Source organism: Sphingobacterium sp. LRF_L2 (assembly GCF_965644235.1).
In the GTDB taxonomy this organism is placed as follows: Bacteria; Bacteroidota; Bacteroidia; order Sphingobacteriales; family Sphingobacteriaceae; genus Sphingobacterium.
The window spans coordinates 93,320-117,293 of sequence record NZ_CBFFRI010000011.1 but is presented as its reverse complement, the minus strand read 5'-3'; the positions used below and the strand labels follow the sequence as shown (position 1 = coordinate 117,293).

The 23,974-nt window shown below is 38.9% G+C and carries 23 protein-coding genes; 13 read left to right on the top strand and 10 right to left on the bottom strand.

The window, feature by feature from the left end; genetic code table 11:
• Positions 1 to 65 precede the first annotated feature (65 nt).
• On the bottom strand, positions 66 to 722 hold the full coding sequence (locus ACSZOX_RS20285; RefSeq protein ID WP_437922033.1) for an outer membrane beta-barrel protein: 657 nt from the start codon (positions 720 to 722) through the stop codon (positions 66 to 68).
• 552 nt (positions 723 to 1,274) lie between these two features.
• Positions 1,275 to 2,546 carry a serine--tRNA ligase gene (gene serS, locus ACSZOX_RS20280; RefSeq protein WP_437922032.1) on the bottom strand — a complete coding sequence of 424 codons (1,272 nt, stop codon included), beginning with the start codon at positions 2,544 to 2,546 and terminating at the stop codon, positions 1,275 to 1,277.
• Between the two features lie 546 nt (positions 2,547 to 3,092).
• Here serS and rsmI point away from each other — a divergent pair.
• From rsmI to ACSZOX_RS20260, 4 genes are read left to right on the top strand one after another with little or no spacing between them, the layout of a single operon-like run.
• Entirely contained in the window at positions 3,093 to 3,761 is a 669-nt protein-coding gene (gene rsmI / locus ACSZOX_RS20275) for a 16S rRNA (cytidine(1402)-2'-O)-methyltransferase (protein ID WP_437922031.1), read from the top strand.
• 43 nt (positions 3,762 to 3,804) lie between these two features.
• On the top strand, positions 3,805 to 4,509 hold the full coding sequence (locus tag ACSZOX_RS20270; protein ID WP_437922030.1) for a PH domain-containing protein: 705 nt from the start codon (positions 3,805 to 3,807) through the stop codon (positions 4,507 to 4,509).
• Positions 4,510 to 4,512: 3 nt separating this feature from the next.
• A complete protein-coding gene (gene lnt / locus ACSZOX_RS20265) occupies positions 4,513 to 6,123 on the top strand; it encodes an apolipoprotein N-acyltransferase (RefSeq protein ID WP_437922029.1) in 1,611 nt (536 codons plus the stop codon).
• A 48-nt stretch (positions 6,124 to 6,171) separates the two neighbouring features.
• Complete coding sequence (locus ACSZOX_RS20260) at positions 6,172 to 7,308, top strand: cysteine desulfurase family protein (protein WP_437922028.1); 1,137 nt, start codon at positions 6,172 to 6,174, stop codon at positions 7,306 to 7,308.
• Between the two features lie 59 nt (positions 7,309 to 7,367).
• On the opposite strand, the gene ACSZOX_RS20255 is transcribed toward ACSZOX_RS20260, so the two are convergent.
• Both ACSZOX_RS20255 and ACSZOX_RS20250 read right to left on the bottom strand, forming a co-directional pair.
• Entirely contained in the window at positions 7,368 to 7,781 is a 414-nt protein-coding gene (locus ACSZOX_RS20255; RefSeq protein ID WP_437922027.1) for a copper resistance protein NlpE, read from the bottom strand.
• Positions 7,782 to 7,849: 68 nt separating this feature from the next.
• Positions 7,850 to 8,188 carry a tetratricopeptide repeat protein gene (locus ACSZOX_RS20250; protein ID WP_437922026.1) on the bottom strand — a complete coding sequence of 113 codons (339 nt, stop codon included), beginning with the start codon at positions 8,186 to 8,188 and terminating at the stop codon, positions 7,850 to 7,852.
• Positions 8,189 to 8,564: 376 nt separating this feature from the next.
• On the opposite strand from ACSZOX_RS20250, the gene ACSZOX_RS20245 reads away from it, so the two are divergent.
• From ACSZOX_RS20245 to ACSZOX_RS20230, 4 genes are all read left to right on the top strand, one after another.
• The gene (locus ACSZOX_RS20245) at positions 8,565 to 9,302 is read left to right on the top strand and encodes an electron transfer flavoprotein subunit beta/FixA family protein (protein ID WP_437922025.1); all 738 of its coding nucleotides are present in this window, start codon (positions 8,565 to 8,567) and stop codon (positions 9,300 to 9,302) included.
• 24 nt (positions 9,303 to 9,326) lie between these two features.
• A complete protein-coding gene (locus ACSZOX_RS20240; RefSeq protein WP_437922024.1) occupies positions 9,327 to 10,301 on the top strand; it encodes an electron transfer flavoprotein subunit alpha/FixB family protein in 975 nt (324 codons plus the stop codon).
• A 108-nt stretch (positions 10,302 to 10,409) separates the two neighbouring features.
• Positions 10,410 to 11,033: a bifunctional nuclease domain-containing protein gene (locus tag ACSZOX_RS20235; RefSeq protein ID WP_437922023.1), complete on the top strand. Its 624-nt coding sequence runs from the start codon at positions 10,410 to 10,412 to the stop codon at positions 11,031 to 11,033.
• 13 nt (positions 11,034 to 11,046) lie between these two features.
• The gene (locus ACSZOX_RS20230; protein WP_437922022.1) at positions 11,047 to 12,408 is read left to right on the top strand and encodes a nucleoside permease; all 1,362 of its coding nucleotides are present in this window, start codon (positions 11,047 to 11,049) and stop codon (positions 12,406 to 12,408) included.
• A gap of 14 nt (positions 12,409 to 12,422) precedes the next feature.
• Here the strand turns inward: ACSZOX_RS20230 and ACSZOX_RS20225 are convergent, their stop codons facing one another.
• From ACSZOX_RS20225 to ACSZOX_RS20210, 4 genes are all read right to left on the bottom strand, one after another.
• Complete coding sequence (locus ACSZOX_RS20225; protein WP_437922021.1) at positions 12,423 to 13,742, bottom strand: mechanosensitive ion channel family protein; 1,320 nt, start codon at positions 13,740 to 13,742, stop codon at positions 12,423 to 12,425.
• A gap of 300 nt (positions 13,743 to 14,042) precedes the next feature.
• Positions 14,043 to 15,605, bottom strand: a complete 1,563-nt coding sequence (locus tag ACSZOX_RS20220; RefSeq protein ID WP_437922020.1) for a calcineurin-like phosphoesterase C-terminal domain-containing protein — start codon at positions 15,603 to 15,605, stop codon at positions 14,043 to 14,045.
• A gap of 136 nt (positions 15,606 to 15,741) precedes the next feature.
• Positions 15,742 to 16,242, bottom strand: a complete 501-nt coding sequence (locus ACSZOX_RS20215) for a hypothetical protein (protein WP_437922019.1) — start codon at positions 16,240 to 16,242, stop codon at positions 15,742 to 15,744.
• A gap of 89 nt (positions 16,243 to 16,331) precedes the next feature.
• A complete protein-coding gene (locus ACSZOX_RS20210) occupies positions 16,332 to 16,919 on the bottom strand; it encodes a C40 family peptidase (RefSeq protein ID WP_437922018.1) in 588 nt (195 codons plus the stop codon).
• A gap of 83 nt (positions 16,920 to 17,002) precedes the next feature.
• Here ACSZOX_RS20210 and ACSZOX_RS20205 point away from each other — a divergent pair, with 83 nt between their 5' ends.
• Positions 17,003 to 17,896, top strand: a complete 894-nt coding sequence (locus tag ACSZOX_RS20205; protein ID WP_437922017.1) for an EamA family transporter — start codon at positions 17,003 to 17,005, stop codon at positions 17,894 to 17,896.
• Between the two features lie 170 nt (positions 17,897 to 18,066).
• Here ACSZOX_RS20205 and mtaB read toward each other — a convergent pair whose 3' ends face one another.
• The gene (gene mtaB, locus ACSZOX_RS20200; protein ID WP_437922016.1) at positions 18,067 to 19,386 is read right to left on the bottom strand and encodes a tRNA (N(6)-L-threonylcarbamoyladenosine(37)-C(2))-methylthiotransferase MtaB; all 1,320 of its coding nucleotides are present in this window, start codon (positions 19,384 to 19,386) and stop codon (positions 18,067 to 18,069) included.
• A 115-nt stretch (positions 19,387 to 19,501) separates the two neighbouring features.
• On the opposite strand from mtaB, the gene ACSZOX_RS20195 reads away from it, so the two are divergent.
• On the top strand, positions 19,502 to 20,323 hold the full coding sequence (locus ACSZOX_RS20195) for a thymidylate synthase (protein WP_437922014.1): 822 nt from the start codon (positions 19,502 to 19,504) through the stop codon (positions 20,321 to 20,323).
• Between the two features lie 29 nt (positions 20,324 to 20,352).
• A complete protein-coding gene (locus ACSZOX_RS20190) occupies positions 20,353 to 20,850 on the top strand; it encodes a dihydrofolate reductase (RefSeq protein WP_437922013.1) in 498 nt (165 codons plus the stop codon).
• A gap of 44 nt (positions 20,851 to 20,894) precedes the next feature.
• On the opposite strand, the gene ACSZOX_RS20185 is transcribed toward ACSZOX_RS20190, so the two are convergent.
• Complete coding sequence (locus tag ACSZOX_RS20185; RefSeq protein WP_437922011.1) at positions 20,895 to 21,896, bottom strand: D-alanine--D-alanine ligase family protein; 1,002 nt, start codon at positions 21,894 to 21,896, stop codon at positions 20,895 to 20,897.
• 223 nt (positions 21,897 to 22,119) lie between these two features.
• Between ACSZOX_RS20185 and ACSZOX_RS20180 the strand changes: the two genes are divergently transcribed.
• Positions 22,120 to 22,875 (top strand): PASTA domain-containing protein, encoded by a 756-nt coding sequence (locus ACSZOX_RS20180; protein WP_437922010.1) that lies wholly within the window; start codon positions 22,120 to 22,122, stop codon positions 22,873 to 22,875.
• A gap of 6 nt (positions 22,876 to 22,881) precedes the next feature.
• Positions 22,882 to 23,925, top strand: coding sequence for an endolytic transglycosylase MltG (mltG, locus tag ACSZOX_RS20175; protein WP_437922009.1), 1,044 nt, complete (start codon positions 22,882 to 22,884; stop codon positions 23,923 to 23,925).
• Positions 23,926 to 23,974: the final 49 nt, after the last annotated feature.

Below are 23,974 nucleotides of genomic sequence, written 5' to 3'. Positions count from 1 at the left end.
AATAGGAAGTCGGACGTCTCCCAACTCCTTACCTAATTATATTAACACCAGAATGCCCAAAAGATCTACTTTTCGGCATTCTTAGGTTTCAAATAATATTTTAGCGATGCTTTCCATGCTCTGTTTCGCTGATCATAGCGATCACTTGATAGCGCATCCTGTATGCCCATTTGATACCCTACTCCAGCTCTCCACCGAGCATTCAATTGGAAGCCGATCTCTGCATTTACGCCATAATCGAAGCGTCTTTGTGTTTCGCCAAATGTGAACTTTGCGGTTGTACCTGAATAACTATCTGAAAAATTGTTCGTCCCCCATAACCCTATAGCAGCATAAGGCCCTGCAGAAAGATACATGAATCGATCCGCATCGCCCAACGGAAGTTTAAAAAGTAGATTTAAAGGAATTTCTGCCCAATACGTTTTTTGATCAATCGTTGTTTTTCCAAACTCCGAATATTTTAATGTTGCACCTATAGATTTTAATGTTATTCCTGTCTGTAAGCCGAAAAACCGATAAGCAGACACCTCTACAACTCCATTTACAGCCCATCCCCAGTTATAATCGGCTTCCCTGGCTGTCCCATTTTTGTTGACATCAATCTGGTAGGTAGGTAAATTGAAATCCGCACCTACCCCAAATTTATATTTTAATTCTTGACCATAGCCATTGGATTGCTGTAAAAAGAGAAAGATACCAACCCAAGTTAAAAATTTCTTCATGTCTGCTTGTTTTTTGATCACGCCAAAACTACCTAATTGTATTGTTAACGAACATTACATTACACAATGAAGCTCTTAAAATATGTTAAAAAAACGAAAGAATTTCTGCAATTACAGCAGAGCATTTTCAAACAAAGAATAGGTTACCCCGACAGCCGCATACGTTTTTTATTAACCTATGAAATTTAGGTTTCGCGCTGAAAAGAGAGAGTTGAAAATATCGCTTTTAAAAGATCTAATGTACGAAAGCGACTATGCAGCAACAGTTGTGGGTATCAATAAGTGAAGTGTTTTTCAATGGATAGCCCTTACGAAATCGAAAAAGAGACCTACCAGAAAAAAGTATCTTAGAAGGCTGGGAACTAAGGAAATATTATAGTATTTAGCACAGAGACAGAAAGTTCTCGTACAAGGAGAGAATACATTGCAAAAAAACAATAACCGAAATAGCAGAGTGTCCCTACAAACGTTGTCTAAAATGGGGATTATTGAAAGGGTAACGCCAACTCCATGAATGACACGGTAGTTGGCGTTGCTTTTAGCAAGCGATCATTAATCGATCCACTCAAATCCTGTATAAGGTACAAGCACAGCTGGTATGCGAACCCCTTTTTCTGTTTGGTTATTTTCCAAGATAGAAGCAACAATACGCGGCAGAGCCAAAGCGGAGCCATTTAGCGTATGTGCCAATTGCATTTTTCCGTCTGTATTTTTAAAACGCACTTTTAAGCGATTTGACTGATATGTCTCAAAATTGGATACCGAAGAAACTTCCAACCAACGTTGTTGTGCTGCACTAAACACTTCCATATCATAAGTCAACGCAGAAGTAAAACTCATATCGCCACCACAAAGTCGCAACACCCGATAGGGCAATTCCAATTTTTGCAATAGGTGTTGAATATAAAGACTCATTTCCTCGATGACATCATAAGAATGATCTGGATGAACAATCTGTACGGTTTCTACTTTATCGAATTGATGTAACCTATTTAATCCGCGCACATGCGCTCCATAAGAGCCTGCTTCACGACGGAAACAAGGTGTGTAAGCGGAATGCTTAATTGGAAATTCTTCAGCTTTAACAATGACATCACGGTATAAGTTGGTAACAGGAACCTCTGCTGTAGGAATTAAATACATATCATCGCCACCAACGTGATACATCTGTCCCTCCTTATCCGGCAACTGCCCTGTCGCAAATGCTGAAGCTTCATTGACCAAGATAGGAACTTGTACTTCATGATAACCTGCAGCTGCAGCTTCATCCAAGAAGAAATTGATAAGGGCGCGCTGTAGGCGGGCACCTTTTCCTTTATATACTGGAAAACCTGCTCCTGTAACTTTTACCCCCAATTCAAGGTCAACAATACCATACTTTGTAAGTAGCTCCCAATGGGGTAGTGCTTTGTCCGTTAATGTTGGTATATCACCCCACGTTAATACAACTTCGTTATCTTCAGCTGAATTGCCTTGGGGAACAGATTCATGGGGTAGATTTGGCAATTGAACTAATTTCTCATGCAAATCCAGCTCCACGCCTGCCAACTTATCTGTTAAAAGCTTTACTTGTTCTTTATATCCGGACGATTGCGATTTAACAGCTTCAGCTTCTTCTTTTTTACCTTGGCGCATTAAATCTCCAATCTGCTTCGCTGCAGCATTGGCTTCAGCCGCAATAGCATCCGACTCGTTCTGAATTTTGCGACGGGATTCGTCAAGCTGAATCAACTCTTCTACCAACGATTCTGCTTTAAAATTCTTAACAGCTAGTCTCTCAACTACGACATCCTTGTTTTCACGGATATAATTTAACTGTAACATAAATGAATAAATATAAATTTAGAGACACAAAGATAAGAAGTGTAAACGAAATAGCACATTTTCACGAGTTTTATAATTTTATTGTATTTATTTTATCATTTTACCATACTTCCATTTGTATTTTTAAATTTAATTTATATTTTTGATCAATTCACAACCGAATTAACAATTATTTGACGACTTGATAATGTTCAGTTCATAATTTGCAGCTACATTTGATTATCATTAAAGAAATAGAAAACATGTTAAAAGACTTAGAAATTTTGGAACAAGACATCTACGCAGATTTGATAGAATTTGCTTATGATGGCGATGATTATGTCAACTTTGAAGACTAGCTATTGGGCGCACTAATTAGCCGTACGCTTTGACTTGAACAACCCAAAGCTTATTTCTAATTTGTACTCCCAATATTTTTCTCCTCGCAGCAAATCTTCATAAAATCAATAACGACAGCTCCGCTTCCCGGCATTTACACCTAGAGTCGCTTTATCTATTCTCTCCTTCCTATCGCGTATTACTCATTACTATTTATTACCTTTGACTATGCTTTATTTAGTACCCACGCCTATTGGTAATCTGGAAGACATGACCTTCCGGGCCATCCGTATTTTAAAGGAAGCGGATTTGATTCTAGCCGAAGACACGCGCACAAGCGCTCCTTTACTTAAGCATTTTGGAATAGAGAAAAAAGTCTTTGCGCACCATCAGCACAATGAACATAAAGCGGTTTCTGAAATCATCAAATTTCTTAAGGAAGGGCAAACCATAGCGCTCATATCGGATGCAGGTACTCCTGCAATATCTGACCCAGGATTTCTGTTGGTAAGGGAAGCTATTAAAGAAAATATCGATATACAATGTCTACCTGGTGCTACGGCATTTGTACCAGCACTGGTCAATTCGGGTTTACCTAATGATCGATTTTGCTTCGAAGGCTTTTTACCTGTAAAAAAAGGCCGGCAAACAAGACTAAAGCAGTTGATCGCGGAGAGACGGACTATGGTGTTTTACGAATCACCTCATAGGATTGTAAAAACAATTGAAGAGTTTATTCAATATTTCGGCGAAGACCGAGAAGCATCGATTTCGAGAGAATTATCCAAAATATACGAAGAGACCGTAAGGGGCACCTTGGCTACATTAAAATTACATTTCGAAAACCATCCGGTAAAAGGAGAATTCGTATTTTGTGTTGCAGGAATAAACGAATAACCGTTTCGTTCCGTATGCTAATTTTTAATTTATATTGTTTAAAATGGCTATAGAAAAATTTATTCAGGACGGACAAGATCCGAAAGTGCTAGAAAAAATTCATGATAAAATCATCGATATGCTTACTGCCGGGGAGTTTATCCAATACATATCCCTGCAAAAAAAACCTGCTGTAACACTCCTACCTGACAGCATTACGGTGAGTAATAAAAGAATATTTTTGTGTGAATTCACGAAATTGGGACTAGCCACTAACTTCGAAATTTTCTCTTGGAGCGACATCAAAGATATCGCATTTAAAGAAGAAATTTTTGGTTCGAAGGTAACTGTCATTCCTTTGGCCGGAGAAAACCTAACGATTGATTATATCCCAAAGGTGCAAGCTAGAAAGCTTTATCAGCTGATCAAGGAAGCATTAGAAAATTCAAATAAGACATCATCCTCTGTTAGTTCAGCCGGTAATGACGTCGCAAAGCCAAGCTATCCGACATCGAATTCTTCGCCTGCTCCTCAACCAGTGGAAACAGAAAAAGTAGAGGTACCACAGCCCTTGAAAAATGAAGTTGTAATGGAGGTTCAACCAACAAGCCAGACAGTGTTGCCTACCATCGAAACGCCTGAGCTAAAAAAGGAAGAAGATGACGAATTAACACAAAAGCTAAAAAAATTAAAAACTCTGTACGACAGACAATTGATTACGCAAGCAGAATACGAAAGCAAAAAGTCAGAACTCTTATCGCAACTTTAATCCGTGAAAAGCAACTATATCTTGGCACTTTTTAGTGCTTTTTTATTGTGGTTGGCATGGCCTCCCATCCCTTATAGTAGTCCACTTTTACTTATTGGCTTTGTCCCGTTACTGATCGCCATAGAGAAAGTTATCCGGGGTGATTACAAAAAGAAAGCACAGAAGGTTTTTTGCCTTGCCTTTTTTACGGGCTTCATTTGGAACACAGCCTCAATCTATTGGGTGTTTAATGCGATGCAAGCTCAACTTCCGAGCTATGTAGCATTACTTATTTCGCTTATACCTTTTGCGCTAGCACCGCTACTGATGGCTATCGTTTTCCGTTTTTATTACCTCTTGCGAAAGAAGGTAGCTATAGGCTCTAGTTTCATTGGTCTTGTATCATTGTGGATCGGTTATGAATTTCTTCACCAATGGTGGGATCTTGCTTTTCCGTGGATGACGCTAGGGAATGGATTTGCAAACTTTCACCAACTTATTCAATGGTATAGCATAACCGGTGTTTTCGGCGGCACGCTATGGATTTGGTGCAGTAACATCCTTCTCTTCCTAATCATTTGGCAAAAACGCGAGAAAATTGAAGTCATTCCCAATAAAAAGTTGACTATAGCCTTGACTTCCGTTGTAGGGGTTCCCATTGTTGTTTCACTGCTTATCTACAGCAATTATGAAGAACACCTCAATCCATCTGAAGTAGTTGTTGTACAACCCAATATTGACCCTTATGGGAAATTTGGTTTTATTCCGCCGGAGGAGCAATTGCGCACATTGATCAACCTCTCTGAAAAAGTAGCCAAAACGAATACCGAATTTTTTATCTGGCCAGAGACAGCGATTTCCGCTTCGCGAGGAATAAATGAAGATAGCTTTAGAGAGTCCCCTGCATTTGAAAACATACAGCTTTTCCTTAACAAGTTTAAAAATGGAAATGTATTATCCGGAATCGAGAGCTACCAGATTTACAATTTTCCAAAAACACTTACTGCGAGAAGTTTTGGTAACAACGTATTTTTAGATCCTTTCAACGCAGCTGTGTTAATCGATCAATCCAGTAAATTACAATTTTACCATAAGTCAAAATTAGTACCAGGTGTAGAACAACTTCCCTTTGGCGAAGCTCTCGCCTTTATGAAGCCTCTTTTTGCTCAGTTTGGCGGATCAACGGGAGGTTATGGTAGTCAGGAACATCCTTCTGTGGTTTATTCACAAAGTGGTATTGGTGCAGCACCGGTGATTTGTTATGAATCCATTTGGGGGAATTATGTAGCTGAATATATTAAAGAAGGTGCTCAATTTATTGCCATCGTCACAAATGACGGCTGGTGGGGAGACACATCCGGAAAAGACCAACATTTACAATATGCCAAATTGAGGGCGATAGAGAATAGACGATGGGTGGCTCGATCTGCTAATACGGGAATTTCAGGTTTCATTAATCAACGAGGGGATATCGTACAGCAAACATCTTGGTGGCAACCTGCTGCTATTTCTCAAGAAATAAACCTTAACGAAGAACTGACATTCTATACAAGTTACGGTGACTTCCTCTTATATTTTGCGCTTTTAGGTGGCTTGTTTTCAATCTACAATTTATTGCGAAAGAAATCTGCCTAACTACGCCAATAGTATTTTATTTACGTTTGCTTTGTTTACTTTTGCACCATGCAAGTATATTTTGATAATGCCGCTACAACGCCATTAGAACCAGAAGTAATTCGGGTCATGACCGAAACCATGCAAGAGAATTTTGGCAACCCTTCTTCTATACACTCACATGGACGTCAGGTAAAAACAATAGTAGAAAAGGCGAGGAAAACGATCGCAAACTTGTTGAAAGCATCTCCCTCAGAGATTTTCTTCACTTCAGGTGGTACTGAAGCTGATAATATGGCTATCGTTCGCTCTATTTTAGATCTGGGCATTACGCATGCTATCACATCGCCAATAGAACATCATGCTGTTCTTCACACCTTAGAAGAACAGGAAAAACGCGGATTGATACATTTGGACATCATCCACATTGATGAACATGGAAATATTGATTTGGAACATCTACGTGAATTGTTATCACAAAACCCACGTACTTTCGTATCATTGATGCATGCCAATAACGAAATTGGAAATCTTACAGACCTGAAAACAGTATCGGCAATATGTCAAGAATTTAATGCTGTGCTACATTCTGATACTGTACAGACCATGGGGCACTATATTCATGATCTTTCGGAGCTAAAGATCGACTTCATTACGGGCGCTGCACACAAGTTTCATGGCCCTAAAGGTGTTGGATTTCTCTACATAAACGGTAGAAATAAAATACAACCCTTGATTTATGGAGGAGCTCAAGAGCGCAACATGCGGGGAGGTACTGAAAATGTGTACGGTATTGTTGGACTGGCAAAGGCCTTGGAATTATCATATGCAGAAATGGAGAAGCACCGGTCTTACATTCAAGACCTGAAAGATTATATGATCCTAGCGCTCAAAAAAAACATTCCTGATGTAGAATTTAATGGTAATATAGAAGCTAGCCGTTCTTTATACACTGTACTGAATGTATCGCTACCGTGTTCGGAAATTGCAGATATGCTGCTGTTTAGTCTCGATATCGCGGGTATTTCTGCCTCTGGAGGAAGTGCCTGTAGCTCTGGTTCTGAAATAGGAAGTCACGTACTACATGCGATAAAAGGAAACAGCGAACGTCCTTCTGTTCGTTTTTCGTTCAGTAAATACAATACAAAAGAGGAAATTGATTTTGTCGTGAAAACGATCAAAGAACTTTGCGAAAACCACCATTAAAATCGGGAAAGATATATACTAAAAAGATAGGGTCAATTGCCCTATCTTTTTAGTATTGCCTATTCTAGTGAACGTAAAATATATCGCTCGGCTAGATCGCCTGTTATTTCTTTGCCAGATAAATCCAATTGTCTGAGCTGATTTGGCTCCACCCTATATTTATAGTCTAACCCATCTAGATTCAAATCACCATCCTGTAATTCCCAAGTTCCCTTTTTTGTAAAGGGTTCTACGTTTTTTCCAACGTAAACATACTCTAACACATATCCCCTATCACTTCCTAGAGTTAAAATCGTAGCAATAGCATCACAGTCGGTGCAGGGTAAATCACCCCTATAAGTACCCACTAACCTACTCTCGTTTATTTTCCCGAATTTATTACTTTCAATGCTCGCATTGGTACGTGTATTTATGCAACTGACGGAAAAAACAAGTATGATTAGAAGCCCACTTATATAACGAATGAAACGCATCACAAAATATTTTTAACATTTCAAACAAAAAGGATACCATAAAATGTTAACGCCGTGTTTTTTTATTTCTAATCGTCCCAATCGTCGTCTTCAATACCCTGAGAAAGATTATAAGCTCCCAACAATTCTCCATAGGCATGGCGGTTTCGTAGACGTTGTGCAACTTCCATACCTCGTTTATAGATTGCTCCAGCTTCTTCTTTATTTCCTAATTGTTCCAGAAGTTTTCCATAATGATAGTATGTCCCCACGTAATCCGGGTGATCTTGGACTAAATTTTGGAAGCCCAGCAAGGTATTCTCTGTTTCACCGAGTTTTTTAAACTCCATCGTGAGAGCATATTTCAGGAATGGATCATTTGGATTTTCTTCCAAAAATGATTCTAACTCCGCTATACGTCCTTTCATAATAAATTTATTTTTATCTACAGCCTATCAAATGACTTCTTCTTTAGTAGTAATTATACCCTACAGCGGTCATTCTTATTTGTGATTATTTATTGATTTCGCATACAATGTACGCTAATCACAACATATGACAAATCTACGAAATGTCGTCTTAGAAAAAGCACATCGGAAAATCTCTTACAGAGAAAAAATACTATGCACGCATAGAAAAATGACAATTTATTGACCCAAGCGCAACTCTACTTTCTTGATTTTAAGTTGGAAAAATAATAGGTTTGTAAAACAGCGATAATAAAACAAATATAGACCTGACCATATTCTTTTGGGGTACTGCTATCCTAAACAGAAATATGAGTACATAAATAAATTATTAGATATGAAGATATTAGTATGTATAAGTAACGTTCCAGACACCACGTCAAAAATTACGTTCACCGACAACAATACGTCGTTTAATTCGAATGGTATCCAATATATAATTAACCCTTACGATGAAATTGCGCTAGCAAGAGCTGTTGAACTTGCTGAAGGCGGGGCAGCTACAGTGACGGTAATACATGTCGGAGAAGCGTCTGCAGATGCAACCATTAGAAAAGCTCTTGCTGTCGGAGCCGATGATGCTGTCCGTATTAATGCACCTGCCCGAGATGCTTGGTTTGTAGCCAACCAGATCGCTCATTTTGTGAAGTCGAATCCATTTGACCTTGTGCTGACTGGTCGCGAATCCATCGATTACAATGGCGCACAAGTACAGAGTTTTTTAGGGGAACTGCTCCAAATTCCTTCGATTGCTATAGCTAAAAAAATAGATATCGAAAATAACAGCGCATCAGTAGAGCGAGAGATCGAAGGAGGAAAGGAGATCCTGACCGCTTCATTACCATTGGTAATAGGTACCGCAGAGGGCGTTGCAGAACCAAAAATCCCTAACATGCGAGGTATAATGACAGCGAGAACGAAGCCTCTCAAAGTCGTAGATGCTATCGAGGTCCCTTTATTGTCTAGCATCAGTAGTTATGAGACTCCATCACCTCGGGAAGCGGTAAGCTATATCGACAAAGATAATGTAGCACAACTCGTCGACTTGCTTCATAGGGAGGCAAAAGTTATTTAATTCTTTCATTTTAAAAAGTATTTTATGTCAATCCTCGTATATATTGAAAATATAGACGGCACGCTTAAAAAGTCTGCCTTTGAGCTTTTAACGTACGCTCGTGCTATTGGAGAACTAACGCAGCAGGACGTCATCGCGTTGAATATTGGAACCGTTGACGCTTCGTCTGTAAACAAGATAGGCGAATATGGTGTCGAAAAGCTCATTCAAATTGATAGCGAAAAGTTAACGCAATTCGTTAATCAAGCATATGCATCTATCATTGCTGAAGTCGCACAGCACATAGGCGCCAATACAGTCATAATTGCTAATTCATTCAATGGAAAAGGGCTAGCGCCACGTATTGCCACAAAACTTGGTGCCGCTCTTGTGGATGGAGCGATTTCTTTACCTACTGTAGAAAACGATGTATGGAAGATAAAAAAGACAGCATTCTCCAACAAAGCTATCGCCCATACCGAATTACATACCTCTAAGCGAGTTATTACCCTTACTCCAAATAGCTTTGAGGCGAAGGTAAATCCCGTCAGCCTAACAATGGAGACATATGATCCCAAACTTGTGGATGGCGATTTCTCCACCTTAATTAAAAATATCGTTAGAGCTACCGATAAAGTTGCCTTGCCTGATGCCGATATTGTAGTTTCAGCTGGACGCGGTTTGAAAGGCCCTGAAAACTGGGGAATGATTGAAGAGCTAGCTGCAATACTAGGAGCTGCAACAGCTTGTTCCAAACCTGTATCTGACGCAGGATGGAGACCTCATTCAGAACACGTAGGCCAAACTGGACTTGCAGTAAGTCCTAAACTATATATTGCCATAGGTATATCCGGAGCCATTCAACATCTAGCCGGTGTCAGTTCTTCAAAAACTATCGTCGTCATCAACAAAGATCCAGAAGCTCCGTTTTTCAAAGTAGCTGATTATGGTATCGTCGGCGACGCTTTTGAAATCATTCCGCAGCTGATTGAAGCTATAAAAACATACAAAAACAACTAAACAACAAGAGCAATACAAAGTAAATGGCTGGACAACAACAAAATGTGTCTGGCCATTTTTATTTTGTCTCGAATATTTACATCTTTGTACTACCGTAAGGCTTTAAGAATGAAGAAAATCAAATTAGATATCGTTGGGTTATCCTATAGTCAGACACAATCGGGGGCTTACGCGCTAGTTCTTGGAGAAATAGGAGGCAACAGACGTCTTCCCATCATTATCGGGGGTTTTGAAGCTCAAGCAATCGCTGTAGAAATAGAAAAAATGCAGCCTAGCCGACCTCTTACCCACGATCTCTTCAAGACATTTGCAGATAATTTCCAAATCAATATTCAAGAAGTTCTAATCTATAATCTGATTGACGGCATCTTTTTCGCTAAACTCATGTGTTCTGATGGACATAAGACTATTGAATTAGACTCCCGAACTTCAGATGCCGTTGCGCTGGCTGTACGTTTCGGTTCTCCCATATTTACATATGATTTTATCATGGATGCCGCCGGCATCATTATAGAAAGTAACGATTTCGCTTTCTTAGAGAATATGGAAAATATTTCCCAAAAAGAGAACACGCTTCATAAAGATCCTATTTCCGAAAAAGAAAAACCTAAATCTCCTTACACGAATCTCAGCGATGAGCAGCTCGAAACGAGCCTAAACAAGGCTATAGATGCTGAACAGTACGAAACTGCTGCCAAAATTCGTGACGAAATCGAAAGAAGAAAATCATAAATACCAACACACTATGTCAATTAAATTACGGTTAACCGTCATGAGCTTCTTCCAATTCTTTGTGTGGGGAGCTTGGTTAATTACATTTGCGAATTACTGGTTCGGGACAAAACATTGGGATGGAACTCAATTTGGAGCCATATTTGCCACCATGGGAATTGCTTCTCTTTTTATGCCAACAATCGTGGGTATTGTTGCTGATCGATGGGTCAATGCAGAGAAATTATACAGCATACTTCACTTCCTATATGCGGCCACATTGTGTTATCTGCCTCAAGTGAACGATCCTCACGTATTCTTTTACATCATGTTATTGGCCATGTGTTTCTACATGCCAACACTAGCTTTATCAAATTCTATTTCCTATACAGCACTCACATCAGGGGAATACGACCTCGTTAAGGCTTTCCCTCCTATTCGAGTTTGGGGAACCATTGGTTTCATCGCTGCGATGTGGTTGGTCAATCTGACGGGGAACAAAGCCACTGGAAACCAATTTTACATTGCAGGAGCCGCAGCATTTGGCTTAAGTATATTCGCACTCACGCTGCCTAAATGTCCTCCTAAAAATATCAACAGGGAAAACCAATCGCTGATACAGATATTCGGACTTGAAGCCTTTAAATTGTTTGCGAATTACAAAATGGCACTCTTCTTTATTTTCTCAATGTTTCTTGGAGGAGCGCTACAATTGACAAATGCTTATGGGGATGTTTTCTTAGACGAATTTAAATTTTATCCACAGTATGTAGATTCCTTTGTTGTCAAGTACTCGACCATTATCATGTCGATTTCTCAAATTTCGGAAACGCTCTTTATATTGGCGATTCCTTTTTTCCTCAAGAGATTTGGCATAAAAAAGGTAATGTTAATTTCTATGTTTGCTTGGGTATTACGCTTTGGCCTGTTTGCTTATGGAGATCCTACGACAGGTTTGTGGATGATTATTTTTTCTTGCGTAGTATACGGTATGGCCTTCGATTTCTTCAACATATCAGGTTCGCTATTTGTAGAAACCTCCACCAACTCACATATCAGAAGTTCTGCTCAGGGGCTTTTTATGATGATGACAAATGGTTTTGGTGCAGTGTTAGGTAGTTTAATTTCGGGTTGGGTGATCGACCACTACTTTACCTTGAATTTCTCGAACATCCAAGATCTAGCTTCTTACTTAAAGACAGATTCAACGAATCTTACGCTCTTATCGTTTATTAAAGCGCAAGGACAAACAGTTCTAGAGAATGGGTCGCTGAGCGCGGGTATCTTCTTAAAAGATTGGCACAATATATGGCTTACGTTTGCTGGATATACCCTGGTTATCGCAATTTTATTTGCCGTTTTATTTAAACATAAACACCAAAATAACGAAATGTAAGAAAAAATTTGACGCTAGTATTCTATGTCGTCAACTACAAATTTCTTCATAAGCTGCCTAACATCATCAGATGCGGGCAGCTCGAAAACTTCCAGATCAAAATATTTTATTGCCGCAAATAGGTGATCAAAAATATTGGCCATCGTATTTTCATAAAACATCCATTCTGTACCTGCTGCAAACATATACAATTCTAACGGCAGACCATGTTCCGTCGGCGCTAGTTGCCGTACCATCAACATTTTATCTTGATGGATATTCGGATTATTTTGTGCATATCGGGTTATATAAGCTCGAAATAAACCAATATTTGTCATACGCCTTCCGTTCACAGGCATAGAAGGATCTGCATGGGTCTCCGCATTATACTGTGCTATCTCTTTTTTACGTTCGTCTATATACGGCTTAAGTAATTGTATCCGTTCCAACTCACCAATTTCTTTCTCTGTCAGATAGCGTACGGAGGATATTTTGATATGAATTGCTCGCTTAATTCGTCGCCCTCCAAATTGACGCATACCACGGTAATTTTTAAAAGAGTCAGTCAACAATGTATGTGTTGGAATAGAAACTATAGTTTTGTCAAAATTTTGAACCTTAACATTATTCAGGTTAATCTGTATAACATCACCGTCAGCCCCATACTTTGTCATTTCAACCCAATCTCCTACACGTACCGAATCATTAGCGGAGACCTGAATACTTGCTACAAATCCAAGTATAGTATCTTTAAACACCAACATCAATATTGCCGATGCAGCACCTAGGGAAACCAAAAATGACCAGGGAGAACTTCCAGTCACGATAGAAAAAATAATCGTTCCTCCGATAAAGAAAAGAAAAATTTGAGCGACTTGTAGATAACTATCCAATGGTTTATCCGAGAATATTGCGGACGTTTTCAGAATATCCCGGGTACTTTTTAACAGGGCATTGACCATTCTAAAAAATGCAAGTGTCATCACAATAGCAAAGAACTTGACAAGAATTGTCATAAAACTTGGAAATCCTATAAATATCGAGGGGAGTAGCTGTTGTGCTAATAACAGGGGAATAATATGCCCTAAGTGATCGAGAACCTTATTGTCCAACAATTTATCATCCCATGTGTAGGCTGTCTTTTTAATTAGCTTCACAAAGACAGCTTTGACAATCCTTCGAATGAAAAAGTCGACTATAACAAGAAATACCAAACTTACAAGCAGAAGAACTGCAGAACTACAAAAATGAGCAAACCGATCTGGAATACCTATTGCTTCTATATGTTGTACCGTCCAATCGTAGATGACACTTTTTTGATTAGTCGGTATATTGATGATATTAACTTTATCCATAGTATTCGGCAAACTTATATAATCTATTTTTTTTAGCAAAAATATTTACAGACTATAAAAGAAAAATTACACGTGAATTAGAGAAATACATTGTTCGAAGTAGACTTGAGAAATCTAATAAATAGAAAAAGGTTGTCTGTGGACAACCTTTTCTTATTTGTATGAAAACAAATTTCGTCTCAGCATATTTCACAACAGGCCTAAACATTAACCATAACACTATGAACAAAAATTACTCTGGTTCAAAGATGATATTTTCATATTAATAGAATATTAGCTTCTCATTAAATAAGAAATTCTTTATTCTACAACTGTGATTTCTTTTTTTGTACGATGAAGACGTCCAAATATATCTTCTGCTTCCACCGTTATTGTATGTACCCCTACTGCTAATTTTGGTAATTTGATTTTCCAAAGGTGTTTCGAAGGAACGGCATCAGAAGGGCGTCGACCTTCGACTAATTCCTTGGTTCCATCAAATAATAAAACCTCTTTAGTGTAGTCTGGATCTTGGTCATTTACTTGTTCCATTTTCTTCCAAGATCCGCCATCCACCTGATATCTTACTTTATTATCTGTTGTTCCTATGAAAAAATTAGCGTATAATGAGTATCTCTTGGCGTAACGCTCTGGAACAACTGATGGACCATATAAACCAATACTATAGTCATCTCCTTTACCAACAACTTTATAGTCGAACGTATAACTATTACCGTCAACATGAAGAATTGCATAGCCTTTTGGTGTACCGTCACGCATTGTAGACACAGGTATACCTGCCTCATTAAGACGTCCTGAGTACCAATCTCCAGAGGTCGTCCCTACATTATATTCGTGGTGAGGACGTTGACCTTTCCAGCCATCCTTCGCTTTGTAGTAGTTTTGCTGTTGAAAATGTGTATGGGCGGATAGCGATAATGTGTGTGTATAACTGCTTAACAGATCAAATAGACGTTGTCTATCCTCATTCCTAAATGAGGCATCATTGTCCGGATTCAATGGAATATGTAAAGCCAATACGATCAACTTATCTTTAGGTACAAAACGTAGATCATTTTCCACAAAGTCAAGTTGTTCCTTGCGAAATCCGCCTTGGTAGCCTTCACCTGTAGTAGGATGTGGATACAAAACGTCATCTAATATAATGAAGTGTACGTTTCCAACATTAAAGGCGTGATTTGCAGGGCCAAAAAGTCGCTCGAAAGATTCGTCCGAAAGCGAATCACTTTTTACATCAAAATTTAAATCGTGGTTCCCAATAACGTTGTACCATGGTAACCCCATCTGACCAATAGTTTGTTTGTAACTTGGGTGTAAACTAAGATCGTTGCCAACCAAATCGCCTAAACTAATCCCAAACAAGGGCCCTTTCTTGAGCTTGGCCTCTTCTACAACAGCGCGTTTGAAGAAATCCATCTCATTTTCATTATAAGCTTGCGGATCTCCAAAAATAAATGCAGAGAACTTCGTTGGTTCTTCAACAACCTGAAGAGCAAAATCAATGGATTTCGGTAGTTTTCCTGTCGGCGCAACACCTGCGTATTTCAATTCAGGAGATCCTTTTGGTTTGTGGAGATGATAAAACTGCGAATGATTATCTTTATCTAACGGAAGTCTATAGCCCGAGGGCTTAATCACAAAGATGATATTATCGTTTTGTACCGGCAACTGATAGCGGCCTTCTGCATCTGTTTGTACAACTTCGATTCCATTACTCACACTGACACCTGCCAATCCGACTTCTTTCTTATCTCGTATACCGTTCGCATTTGCGTCCACGTAGACGATACCTTTGGCCATGTCTTGTCCAAAGGCAGTTCCTGATAAGGCACATGCTAAAAGTGCCCAACAAATATTCTTCATAAAGCTTATCGATTATAATGCGACAAACTTACTGTTATGAGATAAAGAAAATGTAAACCGTAAATTAAGTTGATGTTATATAAAAAGAGGAACATCTAAATGGATGTTCCTCTTTTTATCATTGACTTAGTCTCTATTAACGTGCACTCGCAATGTTAATAATTTCCAATATCTTTTCAATGGTGGTTTTTGTTGCATCTTTCATCTTCTGGTTGCCGGGATAATCAGCATCCAAAACCACTTTCTTTCCCTTTTCTTTGTATTTATACTCTACAATGTAACGCGGAACATCCTTCCCTTCTAACGAATCCTTCCGCACCGTAGTCATATCACTGTCGACATTCCAAAACCCCATCTCCATTGCTTTACGATGCAGGAAAAGTAAATCATCATCTCTCAGCTTCAGCTTCGTTTTAATCACTTTATTATCCTTGTTCAAATATTGATAATCCTGTGTAGCGGAATTATAACTATTCAACATGGAGTCTGGCAAACCATATTGAATGGATACGTACTCAAAATCGGAGAATCGATAAGGTGCATTTTTTAACATATTGGAGTAATAGAATACGCAATAAATAAAAAAAGAACCGATGATACACAATCCAAGAAATATAGCTTTTGTCTTTTTAGTCATGATCGTAATATATGTGGCAAAAATAAGGAATAAGCGCGAACTAAGAAGTCAACTACAACGAGAATTACCGCTATAATGTAATTTAAATGTTAGATTTTCGGAGAGCCACAGCGCACGAAGTATTTGTAATACCAAGTATCTTTTAAATCTGAGATAATGACACCTTTTCTTGTTGAAACATGTACGAATTTATTATTCCTTAAATAAACGCCTACATGATCAACTTGACGACCTCCGAATGAGAAAAACAACAAATCTCCTTCTTTGAGGTCACGTTCATATTTCCGCTTTACATCCTCGCTCATATCACGCGAAGTACGAGGCAATTGTCCTCCATATACCTCTTTGTATAGTATGCTCACAAAACCAGAGCAGTCTATTCCGTTTTTTTCCATTCCCCCTAATCGATGCGGACTCCCCATCCAACCGTCAATAAAATAATACAATGTTTTATTTGACAACTCTTTGGAGGATGTACCTAATAAATCGGCGTATTGATCCATTTTAGAACCCGAGAGCGTCTTTGCTCGCGCGTCACTAGCATCGGTGGGAATAGTTCCTTTGCCTGATTTTATTTCTGTATTTGGTCTTAAAACAGTACTTCCTTTTTTCCTGGCACCACAAGAAGAAAGCAACAGAATAACAAAAGATAAACTCGCAAGAAAGTTAAATGACATTCTGATCATAAAGCAAATGTAATGAACCAACCTTCTATCAACAAGTATAACGGTCATTTTTTGTACCTTGCGCGAAAATAATCATGGGAAGATTTAAAGCTATAATTGCCGTTTTTCTGGGTGCAGCGAGTTTTGGCATCCTCTCAACTTTTGTAAAAAAAGCTTATGAACAAGGATTTTCACTAGGGGAAGTAACAGCTGTTCAAGCCTTTTTTGGGATGATTATGCTCTGGATAACAATCTTATTCCTACGTATTTTTAAACGAAGCTATTTTTCGAAGTATACTTCGAAAACACCTCGCTGGACAATCATCCTGAGTGGTATTTCAACGGGAGCAGTAAGTGTACTTTATTATAAATGTGTGCAATTAGTTCCTGCTTCTTTAGCCATTGTCCTATTGATGCAATATATCTGGATAGGTCAACTCATTGAGGTTATCTTCTTTAAAGAGAAACCTAGCAAGAAAAATATGATAGGTATCTTCGTTATCTTATTAGCAACTGTCGCTGCAACAGGTCTATTAGAGCACGAAATGAAATCTATCGATAGTATAGGTATTTGCTATGGTCTACTGGCTGCTACGGCTTACGCTCTTTTTATTATAGTAAATGGTCGCGTAGGTAACGATCATCCTCCACTACAAAAAAGTGCGTTCATGATAACCGGAGCTTGTATTTTCGTATTCCTATTATTTCAACCGTTTAGTCTGTTTGAACTCGGCACATTAAAAAATCTGTTTTCTTACGGGCTACTTCTCTCTCTCTTCGGTACGGTATTACCTCCTGTTTTATTTGCTTATGGAATGCCGAAGATTGGCGTTGCATTAGGCAGCATCTTAAGTGCAGTTGAATTGCCTGTGGCTGTATGCATGTCGTTTTTTGTGCTTCACGAAGTTGTTACTCCGCTTCAATTTATCGGTGTAGGGTGTATTCTGGCGACAGTGGTATTTCTGAATCTGAGAAAAGGCGCTTTATAATAGGCCTTCACATTTTACATTATAATAGAAATAGTCACAACGATCCCAACGTTTTCAAGGCGTTGAAACTATTGCAAGTTCTTATTCCTATTGTCAATAAAAAAATGAGAATCCGCTTCGGAACAAAGCATGTATCGGCTGAAAAGCTTTGTTTTTAAAGATTGAAGAAACTAATGCGTTAACAACTCACGTATTTCCTCCACCTCTACTTCACACTGTTCAGTAACTGATGTAAATTTAACCGGAACAATTTCGTTTACCAATAATGGGTCGTACAATGCGCGTACCTTTACGTAATTTTTTGAAAATCCGTGCATATAACCGTCTTTCACATCCCCCTCGAATAACACCTGTCCTATTTTCTGCATTTGGTCTTCATAGAACGCACGGCGCTTTTTTTCAGAAAGAATATGTAACATTTTACTCCGATCACTTCGTTGTGCCCCTGGAACCGCACCTTCCATTTGGGCCGCTATTGTATTTTCTCTTTCTGAATAGGTGAACACATGCAGATAGGATATGTCCATAGCGTTCAAAAAGTTGTAAGTATCTACAAAGTCTTCACGTGTTTCTCCAGGGAATCCTACAATAACATCTACCCCGATACAACAATCAGGCATTAAAGATTTTATTTTAGCTACACGTTCCTGATAGAGCTCTCGCTTATATCGACGACGCATCATTCCCAAAACCTTATTATTGCCAGACTGTAGTGGCATATGAAAATGCGGAACGAATCGTTTGGACTGTGCGACGAATTCTATGATTTCGTTCGCCAATAAGTTAGGTTCTATTGAAGAGATACGAATACGATCAATGCCTTCTACCTCGTCCAATGCACGAACAAGATCCAAGAAACGGTCCTGCCGTTTTCCATCGCGGATGCCAAAATCACCGATATTTACACCAGTCAAGACAATTTCTTTTACGCCGGAAGCTGCAATTTCTTCTGCTTGACGAACAATATCTTCAATCTTTCCAGATCGGCTGGCTCCTCGTGCTAATGGGATGGTACAAAAGGTACAGGAATAATCACATCCATCCTGAACTTTTAGAAAAGTACGTGTGCGATCGCCAATAGAGTAAGCCGATACAAATTGATTTGTTTCATCTATCGGCGCGTTATGAACAACTGTTTTCGCCTGCTTTGTCAAATCATTAATATGTTCAATAATATTAAATTTCTCCGCAGCCCCCAACACCATATCTACTCCCGGTATCTCGGCAATCTCTTGTGGTTTTAATTGGGCATAGCATCCTACAATAGTTACGTAAGCATTAGGGGAATGCTTTAACGCCTCCTTTACAATTTTACGGCATTTCTTATCGGCATGTTCTGTAACAGAACAGGTATTAATGACGTACACATCAGCCTGACTATTGAAAGGGGTTGTTTCGTATCCTGCTTCCTTAAAAATTCGACCTATGGAGGAGGTCTCCGAATAATTCAGCTTACACCCTAATGTATAAAATGCTACTTTCTTGTTCATGATAATTTTGCAAAAATACACAAAAAGTCTCAAAATGTGAGTTGTTGAAAAATTGTGATATTGTCATGATGCAAAAAAGGGTATCTTCGTCGTCACATAACTGGAGACTTCGGCAATGAAACAATATCTAGATTTACTCAAACATGTTTATGAAAATGGCGTGGATAAAACAGATCGCACAGGAACAGGGACACGTAGTGTTTTCGGATATCAAATGCGATTCAATTTACAAGACGGTTTTCCACTTGTTACGACAAAAAAACTACATCTTCGTTCCATTATCCATGAACTGATTTGGTTTCTAAAAGGTGAAACAAATATCAAGTATCTAAAAGATAATGGCGTGAGTATATGGGATGAATGGGCTGATGCAGAAGGTAATCTAGGTCCTGTCTATGGATCACAATGGCGTTCATGGCCGACACCTGACGGCCGTCATATTGATCAGATTACACAGGTTATCAACCAATTGAAAAAATCCCCGGATTCTCGGCGGATTATTGTCTCGGCATGGAATGTCGCAGAAATTGAAAATATGGCACTTCCCCCCTGTCATGCTTTTTTTCAATTTTATGTAACACCTGCGCAACCAGAAAAGGGAATAACAAAAGCACGTTTATCTTGTCAACTATATCAACGAAGTGCTGACATCTTTCTTGGTGTTCCTTTTAATATTGCCTCTTATGCGTTGTTGACGATGATGGTTGCTCAAGTTTGTGATATGGAAGCTGGCGACTTTGTCCACACACTTGGCGATGCGCATATCTATAGTAATCATTTCGAACAGACAGAACTTCAATTAACGCGGGATCCAAAACCTCTTCCATCATTAAAGATTAATCCTGAAGTTAAGGATATTTTTAGTTTCACATTCGGTGATTTTCAATTGGAAAATTACGAATTTCACCCCCATATCAAAGCTCCTGTTGCTATTTAAACAAAAACCAAGAGCACTAATTCGCTAGTATGAGTAATCTTAAATTAACACAAATCGTTGCTGCTACCAACAACAATGTTATAGGTAAAGACAATAAAATGCCCTGGCATTTACCGGATGATTTTAAATACTTTAAAAAGAACACAATCGATCATTCTGTTATTATGGGGCGAAAGACATTTGATTCTTTGGGTAAAGCTCTCCCGGATCGCAGAAATATTGTTCTTACAAGAGATCAGGAATGGGCTGCAGAAGACGTGGATGTAGCAAATTCCATTCAGGAGATACTAACTTATTGTAGGGATGAACGCGAAATTTTCATCATTGGTGGAGCAAAAATATACGAACAGACTTTGCCTATGTCTGAAAAAGTATTGTTAACACGAGTAGATACGTCAATCGATGGCGATGCTTTTTATCCGGAACTTCCGCTATCAGAATGGAAATTGGTAAATAGTGAACATCACCCAAAAGATGAAAGACATGCTTATGATTTCACCTTTGAAGTTTGGGAACGCATAAAATAAAGAGAGGGGGAATTTGTAATTCCCCCTCTCTTTATTTTATGCGGCTATTTTAATGCAGCCTCAATTAACTCGCTATAAAAATCACGCTCTTTCATACCAAATGCACGTACTTGTTGTGGTATAAAACTTTGTGCCGTTTGTCCGGGAATCGTATTGATCTCTATGAAATAAAAATTGTTTGTGCCTTTCTCTAGGAAAAAATCAACACGAACCATCCCTCTACAATTTAAACGTACATAAACCTCACGAATAATCCGGGAGGCCCGATCTCGTTGTTCGTCGGTTAAATCCGCGGGCGTAATTTCTTCGGTCAATCCTGGTATATACTTGGCTTCGAAATCAAAAAACTCGCGTGTCGTACGCACTTCAGTAGCAGGTAATACGACGAGCTCCCCTGCAACATTACGGAAAATACCCTGCGAGAATTCTCTGCCCGTTACAAATTCTTCAACCAATACCTGCGATCCGGTACTCTCTGCATCGAACGCTTTGTCTAGCGCTTCTGGCAATTCGTTCCAGTCCTTAACCTTCGTCATACCAATACTGCTTCCTCCAGCATTAGGCTTTACAAACAAAGGCAAGGCCAATTGTTTTTTTACTGTTTCACAGCCCTGATTTCTATCTCCTTCAAATAATAAGACAGACTTTGCTACGTGTAACGCTGGTATATCTGCAATAATAGATTTTGTATATCCTTTATTCATCGTTAGAGCCGAAGTCAACGCTCCGCAAGATGTATAGGGTAAACCAATCATATCAAGATATCCTTGCAATCGTCCATCTTCTCCGGGAGTACCATGTAATACGATAAAAGCGATATCAAATTTTAAAATATGATCATCTATCGTCAATGAAAAATCTTCCCGATTGATGGTAAATTTGAGCCCCGCCTCATTCACGTGAAACCATGAATCTAAGCTTATAGTAATAGGATAAACATCATACTTATCTTTATCCAATTGGGAATGTACAAAAGCTGAACTTTTAAAAGAAACCTCGGCTTCTCCTGTATAACCTCCCGTAATTAATGCTACTTTTGTTTTCATCTACTGTTTTATATCAATGGTGGCGACAGCTCTATGCTGTTCATATTAGCTTCGCTAAGCGTGACAACATCTGGGTTTCATAATTATTAATGCTAAACGCAAACAAATATAATTTGCGTTACACGGAAAAACGAATATTTTTGTTTATTAAATAAAAAGTGAAGCTGATCGAGCTATATTAAGAAAATGGCTTTAATATTGCTTCTAGTAATTTTAAAAATACATGTCAAAACTGTTGTTGTATCTAAAAACGGATGCGTTTCGAAAAAATCTAATTGCGGCTTTAGTTGTCATTGTCGTTTTATTTTTGGGAGTCTACATTGGCCTCAGAGTATACACCAAGCATGGAGATTCCATCGAAGTCCCCACCGTTAAAGGAATGCATATCGATCAGGCAATCGACGTATTGGAGAAAGCCGATCTTGAATACTTTATTGATTCAATTTATCAAATGGATATGCAACCTGGCTTAGTCATTGAACAAGATCCCGAGCCCAAATCGCATGTAAAAACAGGTAGAACGATATATCTAACCATAATTACACAAGTGCCCCCCGAAGTTGCGTTTCCAAATATTATCGACAAGACTTTGATTGAGGCTTCTGCGATCTTACGTAATCAGTCCTTGAAAGTTGGAGATACAGTGTATATCGCCGATATCGCGCGGGATGTGGTGCTAGATGTCAAATTTGCCGGTCAACCGTTGAAGCCTGGAAGAATGGTTCCTAAAGGATCTAAGTTGACTCTCGTGCTCGGCAATGGTCGAGGATCGAACGAAGTAGAGCTCCCCAATCTTGTAGGACTATCTTTGGACGAAGCCCGATTTGCTTTGATTGGTGTCGGCCTGAATATCGGCACGATTAACTACGCTGGAGCAGTTGTCGATTCTCTTGCTGCAAAAGTAATTAGCCAACAACCGGATTCGACAACAGGAATAGTGAGTATCGGTACCGCAGTGAACTTAACTTTATCGAATTAAGAAGCTATGACAGAAAAGAAAAAGGGGTTTCCAAAGTTGCTCAAAATTTTACTTCTACTCATACTACTCGTAGGAATAGTTGTCGGTTGGATAGGATACAGTGCTTTTTTAGGAGCAAGTGTTACTGACAAACAAGAATATCTCTATGTGAAAACAGGAGATACTTATAATGATGTCTTAAGTACATTAAAAAAACAGCAAATAGTCGCTAACCCCACGTTTTTTGACTATGTTGCTAGGCGTATGGAGTACCCGAATTTAGTCAAACCTGGTCGTTATAAATTAACGGCGGGAATGTCTAACCGTCGTTTGATCGGCAACTTACGCGGAGGCTACCAGGAAGCGGTCAAATTTAGATTTGAAAATGTCCGGTTGAAAGAAAATCTGGCTGCGCTCTTCGGCAAAAGTTTTGAAGCTGACTCTGCTGCATTTCTAAAAATCCTCAACAATGAGGAAGTTGCGATGTCGTACGGTTTCAACAATGACAATTTCTTCAGTATGTTTATTCCTAATACGTATGAAATTTATTGGAACACGGCCCCAGATAAAGTTATCGAAAGATTTCATGAAGAATATGACAAATTTTGGAATACAGACCGGAAAGAAAAGGCAGCTGCAATTCACCTTACACCACAAGAGGTCAGCACATTAGCTTCAATTGTCAAAGGAGAAGCATTGCATAAAGACGAAATGCCTGAAATAGCTGGCTTATACTTGAATAGATTAAAGAAGGGCATGTTGCTACAAGCCGATCCAACAGTGATATTCGCGAACAATGACTTTAGTATTCGTCGCGTATTAAATAAACATTTAACGATAGACAATCCTTATAATACCTATCGTTATCGTGGTCTCCCTCCGGGGCCGATCACATTACCCAGCATTGCGGCAATTGATGCTGTACTTAATCACAGTCACCACGATTATATTTACATGTGTGCAAAAGATGACTTTTCAGGCTATCACAATTTCGCAAAAACGGAAACTGAGCATCTTGTTAATGCCCGTAAATTTCAACGTGCTTTGGATGCAAGAAACATAAAAAAATAACAATTCACGGATGCTCCATATGTTATTATAGCAAGTGATCGACCTATTT

Coding starts and splice junctions, on each gene's coding strand:
- ACSZOX_RS20270 (WP_437922030.1), top strand. CDS start 3,805: ATGGCTATAGAAAAATTTATTCAGGACGGACAAGATCCGAAAGTGCTA.
- ACSZOX_RS20190 (WP_437922013.1), top strand. CDS start 20,353: ATGAGTAATCTTAAATTAACACAAATCGTTGCTGCTACCAACAACAAT.
- rsmI (WP_437922031.1), top strand. CDS start 3,093: ATGCTTTATTTAGTACCCACGCCTATTGGTAATCTGGAAGACATGACC.
- ACSZOX_RS20205 (WP_437922017.1), top strand. CDS start 17,003: ATGGGAAGATTTAAAGCTATAATTGCCGTTTTTCTGGGTGCAGCGAGT.
- ACSZOX_RS20255 (WP_437922027.1), bottom strand. CDS start 7,781: ATGCGTTTCATTCGTTATATAAGTGGGCTTCTAATCATACTTGTTTTT.
- serS (WP_437922032.1), bottom strand. CDS start 2,546: ATGTTACAGTTAAATTATATCCGTGAAAACAAGGATGTCGTAGTTGAG.
- mltG (WP_437922009.1), top strand. CDS start 22,882: ATGACAGAAAAGAAAAAGGGGTTTCCAAAGTTGCTCAAAATTTTACTT.
- ACSZOX_RS20225 (WP_437922021.1), bottom strand. CDS start 13,742: ATGGATAAAGTTAATATCATCAATATACCGACTAATCAAAAAAGTGTC.
- ACSZOX_RS20180 (WP_437922010.1), top strand. CDS start 22,120: ATGTCAAAACTGTTGTTGTATCTAAAAACGGATGCGTTTCGAAAAAAT.
- ACSZOX_RS20240 (WP_437922024.1), top strand. CDS start 9,327: ATGTCAATCCTCGTATATATTGAAAATATAGACGGCACGCTTAAAAAG.
- ACSZOX_RS20215 (WP_437922019.1), bottom strand. CDS start 16,242: ATGACTAAAAAGACAAAAGCTATATTTCTTGGATTGTGTATCATCGGT.
- ACSZOX_RS20245 (WP_437922025.1), top strand. CDS start 8,565: ATGAAGATATTAGTATGTATAAGTAACGTTCCAGACACCACGTCAAAA.
- ACSZOX_RS20250 (WP_437922026.1), bottom strand. CDS start 8,188: ATGAAAGGACGTATAGCGGAGTTAGAATCATTTTTGGAAGAAAATCCA.
- ACSZOX_RS20285 (WP_437922033.1), bottom strand. CDS start 722: ATGAAGAAATTTTTAACTTGGGTTGGTATCTTTCTCTTTTTACAGCAA.
- ACSZOX_RS20260 (WP_437922028.1), top strand. CDS start 6,172: ATGCAAGTATATTTTGATAATGCCGCTACAACGCCATTAGAACCAGAA.
- ACSZOX_RS20210 (WP_437922018.1), bottom strand. CDS start 16,919: ATGTCATTTAACTTTCTTGCGAGTTTATCTTTTGTTATTCTGTTGCTT.
- ACSZOX_RS20220 (WP_437922020.1), bottom strand. CDS start 15,605: ATGAAGAATATTTGTTGGGCACTTTTAGCATGTGCCTTATCAGGAACT.
- ACSZOX_RS20235 (WP_437922023.1), top strand. CDS start 10,410: ATGAAGAAAATCAAATTAGATATCGTTGGGTTATCCTATAGTCAGACA.
- ACSZOX_RS20185 (WP_437922011.1), bottom strand. CDS start 21,896: ATGAAAACAAAAGTAGCATTAATTACGGGAGGTTATACAGGAGAAGCC.
- ACSZOX_RS20195 (WP_437922014.1), top strand. CDS start 19,502: ATGAAACAATATCTAGATTTACTCAAACATGTTTATGAAAATGGCGTG.
- ACSZOX_RS20230 (WP_437922022.1), top strand. CDS start 11,047: ATGTCAATTAAATTACGGTTAACCGTCATGAGCTTCTTCCAATTCTTT.
- mtaB (WP_437922016.1), bottom strand. CDS start 19,386: ATGAACAAGAAAGTAGCATTTTATACATTAGGGTGTAAGCTGAATTAT.